Source organism: Tolypothrix sp. VBCCA 56010 (genome assembly GCF_050875635.1).
Taxonomy (GTDB): Bacteria; Cyanobacteriota; Cyanobacteriia; order Cyanobacteriales; family Nostocaceae; genus Hassallia.
Genome location: NZ_JBPAOH010000020.1, coordinates 38015 through 50792, shown reverse-complemented (window position 1 = coordinate 50792; position 12778 = coordinate 38015). Strand labels below are relative to the sequence as shown.

The following is a 12778-nucleotide window of genomic DNA, read 5'->3' as shown; positions in this document are numbered from 1 at the left end:
TACCCATTTATTACTTACAATTCGAGGGTTAACCACATTGAAAACTGTAGATACATTATCGAGTAAATATAATGATGGGCTTCGTTTTTCTGCCTCATCTTACAACCAAAATCAGCTTTGGAAATGTTCCTTAGATTGTGTATCTTTTGACCGCCAAGGTATCAAAGAAAAACTTTTGGCTATAGATAAACCTACTTATATCGTAAGAGTTGAAGGCAGAATCGGTGTCACTAACGAAGGTTATTCTTGTCCTAACGAACATAGCGGTAAACCAGGAACAGTAGAACTACTGATGGCTGTTCCACCAATTTCAATTCAAAACTTAGGCGATCCCACTTTTCTATCTTCTCATAATGTTAAATATGCCTATGCGACTGGTGCAATGGCTGGGGGTATTGCTTCCGAAGAAATGGTGATTGCACTAGGAAAAGCAAAAATTTTGAGTTCCTTTGGTGCAGGTGGATTAAGTCCAGAACGTCTGGAAGTAGCTATTAAACGCATTCAAGAAGCTTTACCTTATGGTCCCTACGCTTTTAATTTAATTCACAGTCCCAACGAACCTACTATTGAACGTCGTGCAGTAGATTTATACCTTAAATATGGCGTAAAAACTGTAGAAGCTTCGGCATTTTTAGACTTAACTCTCAACATTGTTTATTATCGGGTTGCTGGATTAAGTTTGAATGCAGCAAATGAAATCGAAATTAAAAACAAAGTCCTTGCGAAAATTTCGCGCCGAGAAGTTGCTAGCAAATTTCTGCAACCAGCACCAACAAAAATTATCAAAGAACTACTTCAACAAGGATTAATTACTGAATTACAGGCTAATTTAGCAGCCAAAGTTCCAATGGCTGATGATATTATTGCCGAAGCCGATTCTGGTGGTCATACAGACAATCGTCCCCTAGTTTGTATGTTACCTTCAATTATTGCCTTGAGAGATGAAATTCAAGAACAATATCAATACGAAAAACCGATTAGAGTTGGTGTAGCTGGAGGAATTGCCACCCCAGAATCAGCGTTAGCTGCCTTTATGATGGGTGCTGCTTTTGTAGTTACTGGTTCAATTAATCAGTCGTGTATTGAATCTGGAGCTTGCGAACATACTAAGAAATTGCTAGCTCAAGCAGAAATGGCTGATGTGATTATGGCACCAGCAGCAGATATGTTTGAAATGGGGGTAAAACTTCAAGTTCTCAAAAGAGCAACTCTCTTCCCGATGAGAGCGCAGAAATTATATGAGTTATATAGAAGTTATAACTCGGTTGAAGAAATTCCTCTTGCGGAAAGAGAGAAATTAGAAAAACAAGTTTTCCGCAAAACTATAGCTGAAGTATGGGAAGGAACTGCTGCTTATTTATCGCAAAAGAATCCGGAAAAATTGGCGAAAGCAGTCAATAATCCTAAGTTAAAAATGGCTCTAATTTTTCGCTGGTATTTAGGCTTATCTTCGCGTTGGTCTAGTTCTGGTGAAAAAGGTCGAGAAGTCGATTATCAAATTTGGTGCGGTCCAGCGATGGGTAGCTTTAATGACTGGGTGCGCGGTTCCTATTTGTCTGAGCCAGAAAATCGCCGAGTCGTTGATGTAGCTGATCACATCATGACAGGAGCCGCATTTTTATATCGCATACAAAATCTGAAGATTCAAGGATTGCAAGTAGCAGATTTTTACAGTCAATATCGTCCGGAAGTTTCTAAGTTTTAGGTGTGTAAATGAGCTTATCAAATACTGCAAATCAGCCTCATAGTGCTGAAGATATCCAAAGTTTTTTAGTGTCAAATATTGCTGAATTGCTCAAAGTCGAAATTGATGAGATAGATATCCAAGAAAACTTGGAAAACTACGGTTTGAGTTCAGCACAGGCAATGATGATTGTCAGTAGATTGGAAGATTTACTTGGTTTTCAACCGTCTCCTGTTCTACTCTGGCATTATCCCAATATCGAATCACTTTCACAGCGTTTAGCTGAAGAATCAGAAGATACAAAAGTTATCGGTGAGTCAAATTCGGTTATCAAAAATACAACCCCTATTGTAGATTTGAAAGCTGAAGCTGTTCTCGATTCTAGCATCCGTCCTGTCACACTATCTTTTCAGCCTGTACTTGAACCAGAACGAATTTTTCTAACTGGTGGAACTGGTTTTCTCGGAGCTTTCTTAATCGAAGAATTGCTACAGCAAACCCAAGCTACTATCTATTGCTTGGTACGTGCTGCCAATGTAGAGGAAGGTAAAAATAAACTAATAAAAAATCTCCGACAGTATGCACTTTGGGATGATAAATTTAATTCCAGAATCATTCCTGTTGTTGGCGATTTGTCTGAGCCATTGTTAGGAATTGGTGCTGAACAATTTCAAATGTTGGCGACAAACATTGACACTATTTATCATAGTGCTGCTTTGTTGAATTATGTTTATCCCTATTCAGCACTGAAAGCAGCCAATGTTCTGGGAACTCAGGAAATTTTGAAATTAGCATGTCAAATCAAAGTTAAACCTGTACATTATGTTTCCAGTGTGGCTGTTTTTGAATCTAATGCTTATGCTGGTAAAGTTGTCAAAGAAGACGATGAATTTGAGCATTGGGAAGGTATTCATCTTGGTTATTCTCAAACAAAATGGGTTGCAGAAAAGTTAGTTAAAATTGCAGGCGATCGCGGACTCCCAATTACTATCCACAGACCCCCATTAATAGCCGGACACAGCCAAACAGGTGTTTCCAACACACACGATTTTATCTGTTTGATGGCAAAAGGCTGTCTGCAAATGGGAAGTTTTCCCGAAGTAGATTATATGTTGGATATGTCTCCTGTAGACTATGTAAGTAAAGCTATTGTTCATCTATCTAGACAAAAAGAATCGATAGGTAAAGCTTTTCACTTGCAACATCCTCAACCTGTTCCTTTAACTGTTTTAGTTGATTGGGTGCGCTCGTTTGGTTATCCAGTTGATGTGATTTCTTACGATGCTTGGCAAGAGAAATTAATTAACAATGTGACTTCTGCCGAAAATCCTTTATACACCCTGCGACCCTTTTTGCTTGAGCGTAGGTCTGAAGAACAATTGACAATTCCCGATTTGTATTTGAAAGCAAGAAGACCTGAAATCAGTTGTGAGGATACCCTGAATGCATTAGCAGGAAGTGGGGTTGTTTGTGCGCCAATTGACTCAAAATTGTTTATGACTTATACCGCTTATTTAATTGAAAGCGGTTTCTTAAATCTGGCTGACTAAATAAGGGGTTATATCTAGTAGTAAGCACTTCAGTGCTTTTAAAACAAGCGCTGAAGCGCTTATTACATTGCATTTCACAAAAACACAAAAGAAATTTATGAACCTTGAAAACAAAACTTTACTGATAACCGGAATTGGGGGATTTATTGGCTTGCGTGCTACCGAGTTAGCGATCGCTCGCAATATGCATGTTCGCGGACTCCAACACTCCCTAGCTAAGGCAAAACTAGCCCAAAACCTCGGTGCAGAAGTCGCTATCGGTAGCATCACCGATCCAATTGCAGCCTCACACGCTTGCCAAGGCGTTGATATTGTACTGCATACAGCCGCCCTGGTGAAAGAAGGAGGCGCATTAGAAGAATTTCGCCAGGTAAATGTTGGTGGAAGCTTAAATATGGCTAACGCTGCCAAAAACGCTGGGGCAAAAATCTTTATTCACACTTCCAGCGTCATGGTATATGGCTTTAACTATCCCAACAAAGTGACAGAATCAGGACCCTTTTACGGTGATAATAATCCTTACTGTCAGACTAAAATCGAAGCCGAAAAAGAACTCTTAAAACTAAATTCGCCCGATTTTGGCGTAATTATTATTCGACCCGCAGATGTCTATGGACCGGGAAGCCACTCTTGGGTAATTCGTCCGCTTTCACTGATGCATCAAAGAAAGTTTTTTCTACCCAACGGTGGAAGCGGAGTCATGAATCATGTATATATAGATAACTTGATTGATGCAATTTTTCTCGCTATCGAAAAAGAAGCTTACGGAGAAGCTTTTAATATCACTGATGGGCAAGAAACTACTTGGAAAGAATATGCTACTCGTTTAGCTAAAGTTGCAAATTTACCTAAACCTTTCTCTCTTCCTGCATCTGTTGTTAAGTTTTTAATTAAGCTGCAATGTTTGCAACAAAAAATGTTAGGTCAAGAAGTTGATATTTTGCCGGAATCTATCGATTTTTTAACTCGACGTTATGCTTATTCGATTGAAAAAGCAAAGAATCAGTTAGGTTTTACGCCGAATGTTTCTTTAGAAGAAGGGATGGAACGTGTCCGGCAATGGTTGGAAAAAACAGATATGAAAAAATTAATTTAGTAATAATAGCTTGGTTATAAAGTGAATGTTAACTCTTAAGAAACACATTTTGTAGGGTTAGAAATAAAAATATGTTTCTTAAGAGTTAATGTGGTTAGGACTGACGTATTGACAAGATACTAATAAACATTGATAGAGGGCTTTGGTTAAATCTAGCTTCTTAAAAGACCGTTTTATACGAACCATGTTCAATGTCTTCAAGCATAGTAGTCTTTACAAATGGTTTCCAGCCAAGCTCTTTTTCAGCTTTTGAACAGGAAATTTGGTTGTTGAGTGAAAAGAAAGTAGCTACCGCTATTCCCCAAGCTTGAATGGCTTCTTCTTTTGACATAGAGCCAACTTTACATCCAAGCATTCGTGCAACTGCCTCGGTTATAGCTTTGCTGGTAATCCCTGACTCAGAAACAGCATGATAAACAGAACCCGCTTTTCCATTTTGCAAAGCTTGAATATAAAGTTCTGCTGCATCATCGACATGAACAACTGAGTATTTGAAGTTTCCCGGTTCAATGTACCGAGCGACACCTGTTTGATTGGCATCCTTAATGAGGAAGGGAATAAACTGGCTTCCACCACGTCCGTAGATGAAAATTGGTAGACGTAACGCAACGCTACGGATATTTTGCTGTGAGGCATTAACTATATCTTGTTCAGCAGCAGCTCTGCCTGCTAACTCTCCTTGAAACTCAAAACTTTCCTCATCATCAATGACGCGATCTCCCGTATCTCCAAGCAAACCCGTTCCCGATGTCGCAATGAATGCTTTTCCTGAATTTGCTAGAGCTTCTGTGAATGCAGCTATCACATCTCTTTCTGTTTTTACTGCACCAGCAAAATCACTGTAGTCATGAATAAATGCGGTATGAATCACTGCATCTGCTTTGCGTGCAGCTTCAATAAGTTTTTCTCTGTCTTGTAAAGTTCCTAAAACTGACTCTATCCCTAGCTCTTTAAGCTTTTGTGCAGACGCTTCACTTCTTGCCAAACCAAAAACATTGTGACCTGTTTCTTTGAGTCTTTGGGCAACAATTGAACCGATATATCCGGTTGCTCCTGTAAGGAAAATATTCATGTCTCACTCCTCTTAATTCGACATGTTGCTGCGGTCTAATGAACTTAAAAATTGCAAATTCTATTTACAATAATCACTTCTGTTTCCAATCGCATCTACCTGCGGTCTAACTCTTTATTAAACAGACTTTTTCTACTTAATCCACTTTATACAGGTCATTAGTTTACCAATAATCCTGGCGATCAAAATCTTGGTAAGAGTAGGTTGAGGCAATTAGTCTTGCAGGTCGCTACAGGTCATTTAATACAAATGTCTAAATCAATATTGCCAACATTGCAAATGCAAGTTTTGCCCAGCAACCGCAACAGCAGCAAGATAATTATTAGCAGGTATCAATTCTGTTAAACTCCAGTCTTCAGATTGTAAACTGGCTGGTTGTGTTGGTGTGAGCAAAATCTCTACTTGCTCTAATTGAGATAATCCGGCACCAGTTGCTTTTAAATAAGCTTCTTTGCAAGTCCAGTAACGAAAAAAGACTTGTTGCTGTTGGTTGGGAGGAAGCGATCGCACTACCTCATATTCTCTTTTTGTAAAAAACCTCTTTGCCAAAGCTTCTACTTCAGTATTTTCACGTATACATTCTAAATCTACACCAATCAAATGCCTGCAAACTCCATACAGCGCTAACCCCTGCGAATGAGACAAGTTAAACGACAGCCCACTAGTAGCAAATTTATCACCTAAAATCGGTTTGCCACGAGCTTCATAATCAAATCGCAGCGTTTGCGGTTCAACACCCAAATAGCGACCCAATATAGTTCGCAGAATACCACGACCAGCGATGAAATGCTGCCGATGCTGTTCAAAATAAAACCGCTCCGCTCGACAAAGTTCATCACTGGATAAAGTTTCTGCCAATTCTTGCAATTGTAATTGCGATCGCGAAAGCTCAACTCGCCACACATGAACATCATCCACCGACAAACTTAAATCTGTCGGTGCTTTTAGCCATTGGTCATTTGTCACAAGAGTTGGTTGTTAGTGGATAGTGGATAATTGTTAGTTGTTAGTGGATAGTGGATAGTTGTTAGTTGTCCTCCTTGTCCTCTTTGTCCTCCTTGTCCCCCTCATCTCCTCATCCCCCCCATCTCCTTGTCCCCCCCTCTCCCCCTCTCCCCATCTCCCCCTCTCCCACTCCTCTCCCCCAGCCATTCTAAAATCCGATTCCAAGCCCACCACGGGTCTGGGTCTTTTGCTTGCCGCTGTCCTTCTTTGCTGCTCAAATAGCCTATATGACCGCCGTAAGGGGTAAGTAACAAATCTATCACCGGATTCTCCTCACAAGCGGCTTCTAATTCTGGGACGATCGCTGGATGAAAAAATGGGTCATCCTGGGCGTATATAATCAAAGTTGGTTTTTCTAACTTTGGCAGCAGTTGTAAAGCGCTGCTTGCTTTGTAATAAGCTTCGACGGTAGGAAAACCCAATCGCGGAATTACCAGTTCTTCATCAAAACCCCAAATGCTGTTAGCGCGTTTAATCGCTGCGGGGTCTAGGGTTCCCGGATGCAGATCGTGGATTCGCCATGCGAGTTTTTTTAAATTGCGGGCGATACCAGCTTCAAAATATTTACCAACGGGTTGTCTAACTAAATAAGTAAGCGATCGCAAAGAATCCAAACTCGGACAAATTACCGCACCACCGCCAATCTCACTTTCTGTTATTCCTATATTATTTCCTCTAGTTAATTCTACAGCGGCTTTGAGCGCCCATAACGCCAATTGTCCTCCTAAAGAATATCCTGTAAACCAAAACTTTCCAGGGCATCCCATAGCCTTAGCAGCTGCCGCTATGCGAACAAAATCTTCCCCCTCATACAAACCATCGCTGGTCAAAGTCGGCGATAATTCTGCGGTTTTGCCGTGTGCCCGCCAATCAAACAACACTATCGCGTATCCTTGAGCGTATGCTTTGCGTCCCAGCACTCTCAAAATCCATTCTTTTTCTAACTCGCCTGTAATGCCGTAAGTACCGACAATCGTGCTATGAGCATTTTTTGGTATAGCAACCAAGCCATAAATTGGTACACCTTGCCCACCTGTAAATATTTTTTCTTCATAAGGTGGCTCGGGATGTGGAGTAGTATCCCAATAACGTTTGCCCCACAAAGCGGCATATATAGTCATTTGGACACCGTTTCGCAAAAATCGAGGCGGATTGTAAGCAGCGTAACACATAATATATAGATTTTAATGTACTTTAGTCTTAATGTTTATTTTAGATTTAAAATCTTTTTTATAATCAGTAAAGCAATCTTTGTATCTCCCAAAGATTCTTAATTATCCTTAACTAGTAGTAGTAAATTTTTACGAATGCCGAGGATTCTTGTCATAGACGATGACCCAGCGATTTCCGAACTTGTAGCCGTCAACTTGGAAATGGCTGGCTACGATGTCAGCCAAGCTGAAGACGGCATCAAAGGTCAGGCGCTCGCTCTCCAGCTGCAACCAGACTTGATCATGCTCGATCTGATGTTGCCCAGAGTAGATGGATTTACCGTTTGCCAACGCCTGCGACGGGACGATCGCACCTCTGAAATTCCCGTGTTGATGTTGACGGCTTTAAGCCAGACTCAAGATAAAGTAGAAGGCTTCAATGCCGGCGCGGATGACTACCTCACCAAGCCGTTTGAAGTAGAAGAAATGCTGGCGCGGGTACGAGCATTATTGCGCCGTACTGACCGCATTCCCCAAGCTGCCAAGCACAGCGAAATTCTCAATTATGGACCGTTGACCCTCGTTCCGGAAAGATTTGAGGCGATATGGTTCCATGAAACTGTGAAACTGACTCACTTGGAATTTGAGTTACTTCACTGTTTATTGCAACGTCACGGACAGACAGTTTCTCCTAGCGAAATCCTTCGGGAAGTCTGGGGCTACGATCCAGATGATGACATTGAAACGATTCGAGTGCATATCCGCCATCTGAGAACCAAGCTAGAACCAGACCCCCGCCATCCGCGCTACATCAAGACGGTATATGGTGCGGGATACTGCCTTGAGTTACCCAGCGTTCCTCCATCCACTGAGAGTGCTTCCACTTCAGTAGTCGAGTAAAATAACTCTCAATTGGGTCAGTTTAAGACATAAATTGGCACTCTCAGACTGAAAAAATTCAGAGAGTGCCAATCTTGCTTTATGTATTCAATTTTCCGAAAAATTCAGCCATTTGCGGATTTCCGGCAGGAAATCAGGTAGATGCCTAAGAGGGACAAACCAGCAACAGTCCCAGGTTCGGGAATCGTTTTTGAATCTGGTGGAACAAGAGTGATTTTAGCAAAAATAGCTGCTGTGGTTTTTTCTCCTTCAAGAACTCGAAACTCGCTGACATCAGTAGTGCTTCCCTTTTCTCTAAAGCCAGTTAGCGAGAGTGTATATTTCTTGTCAGCAAAGGTAAAATTGCGATTGCCAAAGTTTTTACCCACATAAACAAAATCTGCGTTATCGGCAGGATCTGGTGAATCGTTGGGTGTATTTTTTAGATGAAAGTCGAAGTTAAAAACTTCACTAACATTAATGCGATCGCCAAATGATACATGGAGATTTAAAGGTACAAAATCAACGCTTGTACCTGGTGTTACCGATCCATTAAAGTAAGTCAAATCACCTATCTTAAATAAAGATCCCATTTCACTAGAAAATGAATCTCCACTAAAGATAAGTTGATTTTGACCCGTGCCAAAATCATCAGCATCTCCCCAGCTAAATGAATTACTTCCCACACCTGAATAGATGGGTTTGGTATTCATGCTTCCTGGAGTAGGTTTTCCCCACACACCACTCGATTCACCTGAAAAAGTTAGAGCTTGAGCTTGACTGGAGAAACCAAGCGCTGTTAAAGCAGTAACAGTTAAAGCAGACAAAGTAGTAACAAAAACTGAACTTAGTTTCATAGTTAGGCTACAACTCCTATCCAGGAGTTCGTCTCAAGTAGGCGACCCGTCCACAGTAGTAAATACACGGAACACATGCCAACCTATTATTGTCATTTTCATGAAATCTTTATATTCAATTCGTAATTTCTTCTCAAAAGAGTTTATTTTCTAAACAGCTTTTGATGCTCTTGGCTGGAAATTTTCAGTAGTTTGATGCCTGTATTAGTCTAAATTGATTTGTAGATGCTTAGTAGACTGCTCTGATGAAGAACTACTGAAAATATTGGTCGGTAGACTGCTCAGTTTTTCACAAAATAATCACTTGATACAAGTATCTTGCTTATTAGCAAGCATACTCATATAGTCTCTACGTATTTAACCCTGTGTTTTTATAATAACAAAAAATTGGTAATTTCTAGTGGCGATTACTTATTCCGTCAGAGAAAAATACACATTGAATCGGGCAATGGGCAATTGTTTAATGGGCATTGGGCAATGGGCATTGGGCAATGGGCATTGGGCAATGGGCATTGGTAATAATTCTTTTTTTTCCCTTTTCCCTGTCTTGAAAAAGTCTGATCGGAGGAAACCTCCGCTCAGATTTTCCGCTTTTCCCTTTTCCCTTTCCCCCTCTTTAAATCCCCATGCCCCATGCCCCATGCCCTATGCCCAATGCCCCATGCCCCATGCCCCATGCCCTATGCCCTATGCCCAATGCCCCATGCCCGATGCCCAATGCCCCACTCCCCCACTCCCCTTAGGGCGCGAGGGCGTTACCGCGAAGTAGACTAGCAATAGTCTTTGCGGTAATTTTCAGTTGAACGATCGGGTTTGCCGGAACAACCGTTTTATACAGATAGCTATCAAAAGTTAGCCGTTGCACATCCATGTCACCGCACATTTCTACAAATGCTTCGCGGGTAGCATCGGAACGATAAAAGACATTTTGCAGGATGTCCAACACTTTGTAGGTGAGTCCGTATTTTTTATCCCAACGCTTCAAGTAAACCTTAAGGTCTGCTTCCGTGGGAATACGAACACCGCCGTTAGACATTTCTACAATCGTTTCCGCACACATCCGCCCGGATTTAGCGGCAAAGTAAATGCCTTCACCAGAGGACTTGGTAACGTAACCAGCAGCATCACCTACTAAAGCGATGCGACCGACAACGCGACGGGGACGGGGATGTTCGGGAATCGGGTGTGCTTCGACTTTGATAATTTGACCGCCGGCGAGTTTTCGGGCAGCGCGGGCACGGATACCAGCTTGTAGTTGTTTGATGCTGGCTTTGTTAACCTGCATTGTGCCGGTACCGACGGCTACGTGGTCGTATTTGGGGAAAACCCAGGCATAAAAGTCGGTAGAAACGTCATCGCCAACGTACATTTCGGCGAGGTCGTTGTAATATGCCATTTTGTCTTGAGGTAGACGAATGCGCTCTTGGAAAGCGATCGCATAATTATAATCCCCAGCATCCATCTCTTTGGCTATGCGGGAATTTGCTCCATCTGCGCCAATAATTAAATCAACTTTTAGGGTTTTCGCAATACCCTGTGCGCCGCTTTCCGTATGGTCAACGTAATGGATGGTATACGGGTCTGTATTGTTTGTGGGAAAATCGAGTTTATGAACAGTGGCATTAATTAAATTTGCGCCGAGTTTTGCCGCACGATTCCGCAAGAAGCCATCCAGCACTTCGCGCCGGCACATTCCTATATATTCATCATCATTTACTAGATTGATATCAACCTCACGGTTCGAGGGCGAAATCATTTTCATTTTCCGCACTCGGCGATCGATAATCTCCGGAGGCAAATCAAATTCACTTACCATGCACAGGGGAATTGCACCACCGCAAGGCTTGGCATTGTCTAGCTTGCGCTCAAATAGGTAAGTTTCAATTCCAGCTTTCGCCAAAGTTTCGGCGGCACAAGAACCAGCTGGACCTGACCCAACAACAGCAACCCGTAGTGTCAAAGGTCTTCTCCCAATCTTGACATTTACCGAAAGCATACTACCACGTACTTTTGGCTCTTTTGTCTCTTTGGCTGACGCAAAAGCGTGAAATGCAACATTCCTTAATTTTTCGCTACAAAAGCCAAAGTTGGGAATTGGGAATGGGGAATGGGGCAGGGGGCAGGGAGACAAGGGGGACAATTACCAATTACCAATGCCCAATTCCCAATGCCCCATGCCCAATTACCAATGCCCAATTCCCAATGCCCCATGCCCAATTACCAATTCCTCATTTTCTGCTTTTGGCACTTTCTCAGTAGTATCACTGATATACCCGCGCCAGCAAATATTATTCCGGCATTTGGTGGTTCCGGTACAGCTACGGATGCTTTTTGGTTATTTTTAGTAGCCCAAGTTTGACTTACAGTCTCTGGTTGCTTGTCCGGCGCTTTGTTTTGGTGTTTGTTGTGTCCATGATGACCACCACCGAAAAGCATCATAAAAGCTAACATTAATTTTGTTGCGGCTTCAACCACAGTATTTCTCCTAACCAGTCAAAATTCTTACACTGGCTCAATATAAACAATGGTCAAAATTTTGACAAGTGTTTGAAGCAAATATGTAAGCCGCCTTCACATACGCTTTGGATAAGATTAAAATTATTTACCACCAATAACCTCTGTGAAGATGAGATCAAGACTGAAGTCCTGATTACAAAAATATTTGATTACGGGCAATTAAATGGACATGATATAAGGTCTGTACGGGGGGTGTGGGATTTTTACCAATAATTTTTAACCGAACCGTATTGGCTTTCAAGCGCAAAGTAGAGACGTTCCGTCAAAACGTCTCGCTCGATAAATTAGGAATTTTATATTAATATTCAGCAAGGCGGAAATAGCTGTATATCCACCTGAGAATTGCCACTTGCTCTAATGCATATTTACCTGAACGCCACCGTAATACTACTGAATATCAAATTTCATCACTTTTGATTTTCATCAAAGATAGTTCCTTCCAGATTTGCTCCTTCCAAGTTTGCCCCATTCAAGTTTGCTTGGTTCAAATCGGCTTGACTCAAATTTGCTTGACTCAAATCTGCAACAGCTAAATCAGCTCCTGTCAAATCAGCTTGATCGAGATTTGCCGCGCTCAGATTTGCCTCGCTCAAATCTGCGTCGCTTAAATTTGCCTCAATCATCTTGGCTACAGTCAATTCAGATTGACTAAGGTTAGCGTTGTTAAAAATTGCTCCCTCTAAAATTGCCCCATCCAAAATTGCTCCACTCAAGTTAGCTTCACTTAAATCGGCATTCGTTAAATTTGCCCCATTCAAGTCTGCTTGAGTTAAACTGCAAGAGCGCAAATTAGCCTGACTCAAATTCGCACCATCAAGTATGGCTCTATCTAAAATTGCCCCACTAAGATCCACTCCTTGCAAAGAAGCTTCACTCAGATTTACTTCTGTAAAATCTCTTTCACCTGCGGCATATTTTGCCAGAAGTTGTTCGGCTTTCATCGGCTTTTCTCCGTAAGGCTTCTGCT

12 protein-coding genes are annotated in these 12778 nt (G+C 41.7%); 5 read left to right on the top strand and 7 right to left on the bottom strand.

Annotated elements, in window-relative coordinates:
- The first annotated feature begins 37 nt into the window (after positions 1-37).
- The 3 genes from AABK37_RS09770 (at position 38) to AABK37_RS09760 (ending at position 4330) form a co-directional block, all read left to right on the top strand.
- On the top strand, positions 38-1705 hold the full coding sequence (locus AABK37_RS09770; protein ID WP_432551371.1) for a PfaD family polyunsaturated fatty acid/polyketide biosynthesis protein: 1668 nt from the start codon (positions 38-40) through the stop codon (positions 1703-1705).
- An 8-nt stretch (positions 1706-1713) separates the two neighbouring features.
- Positions 1714-3234, top strand: coding sequence for a thioester reductase domain-containing protein (locus AABK37_RS09765; protein ID WP_432551370.1), 1521 nt, complete (start codon positions 1714-1716; stop codon positions 3232-3234).
- 97 nt (positions 3235-3331) lie between these two features.
- Positions 3332-4330 carry an NAD-dependent epimerase/dehydratase family protein gene (locus tag AABK37_RS09760; protein ID WP_432551369.1) on the top strand — a complete coding sequence of 333 codons (999 nt, stop codon included), beginning with the start codon at positions 3332-3334 and terminating at the stop codon, positions 4328-4330.
- A gap of 160 nt (positions 4331-4490) precedes the next feature.
- Here AABK37_RS09760 and AABK37_RS09755 read toward each other — a convergent pair whose 3' ends face one another.
- From AABK37_RS09755 to AABK37_RS09745, 3 genes are all read right to left on the bottom strand, one after another.
- Positions 4491-5402 carry an SDR family oxidoreductase gene (locus AABK37_RS09755; RefSeq protein ID WP_432551368.1) on the bottom strand — a complete coding sequence of 304 codons (912 nt, stop codon included), beginning with the start codon at positions 5400-5402 and terminating at the stop codon, positions 4491-4493.
- A 258-nt stretch (positions 5403-5660) separates the two neighbouring features.
- The gene (hetI, locus tag AABK37_RS09750) at positions 5661-6368 is read right to left on the bottom strand and encodes a 4'-phosphopantetheinyl transferase HetI (RefSeq protein ID WP_432551367.1); all 708 of its coding nucleotides are present in this window, start codon (positions 6366-6368) and stop codon (positions 5661-5663) included.
- A 101-nt stretch (positions 6369-6469) separates the two neighbouring features.
- Entirely contained in the window at positions 6470-7579 is a 1110-nt protein-coding gene (locus tag AABK37_RS09745) for a YheT family hydrolase (protein ID WP_432551366.1), read from the bottom strand.
- A gap of 135 nt (positions 7580-7714) precedes the next feature.
- Here AABK37_RS09745 and AABK37_RS09740 point away from each other — a divergent pair, with 135 nt between their 5' ends.
- On the top strand, positions 7715-8458 hold the full coding sequence (locus tag AABK37_RS09740; protein WP_432551365.1) for a response regulator transcription factor: 744 nt from the start codon (positions 7715-7717) through the stop codon (positions 8456-8458).
- 104 nt (positions 8459-8562) lie between these two features.
- Here AABK37_RS09740 and AABK37_RS09735 read toward each other — a convergent pair whose 3' ends face one another.
- The 3 genes from AABK37_RS09735 to chlP all read right to left on the bottom strand — a co-directional run bounded on the left by AABK37_RS09735 (position 8563) and on the right by chlP (position 11290).
- A complete protein-coding gene (locus tag AABK37_RS09735) occupies positions 8563-9294 on the bottom strand; it encodes a choice-of-anchor K domain-containing protein (protein ID WP_432551364.1) in 732 nt (243 codons plus the stop codon).
- Positions 9295-9705: 411 nt separating this feature from the next.
- Positions 9706-9936: a hypothetical protein gene (locus AABK37_RS09730; protein ID WP_432551363.1), complete on the bottom strand. Its 231-nt coding sequence runs from the start codon at positions 9934-9936 to the stop codon at positions 9706-9708.
- 97 nt (positions 9937-10033) lie between these two features.
- Positions 10034-11290, bottom strand: a complete 1257-nt coding sequence (gene chlP / locus AABK37_RS09725; protein WP_432551389.1) for a geranylgeranyl reductase — start codon at positions 11288-11290, stop codon at positions 10034-10036.
- Between the two features lie 111 nt (positions 11291-11401).
- Here chlP and AABK37_RS09720 point away from each other — a divergent pair, with 111 nt between their 5' ends.
- Positions 11402-11653, top strand: a complete 252-nt coding sequence (locus AABK37_RS09720) for a hypothetical protein (RefSeq protein ID WP_432551362.1) — start codon at positions 11402-11404, stop codon at positions 11651-11653.
- A 565-nt stretch (positions 11654-12218) separates the two neighbouring features.
- Here the strand turns inward: AABK37_RS09720 and AABK37_RS09715 are convergent.
- Entirely contained in the window at positions 12219-12752 is a 534-nt protein-coding gene (locus AABK37_RS09715; protein ID WP_432551361.1) for a pentapeptide repeat-containing protein, read from the bottom strand.
- Positions 12753-12778 lie beyond the last annotated feature (26 nt).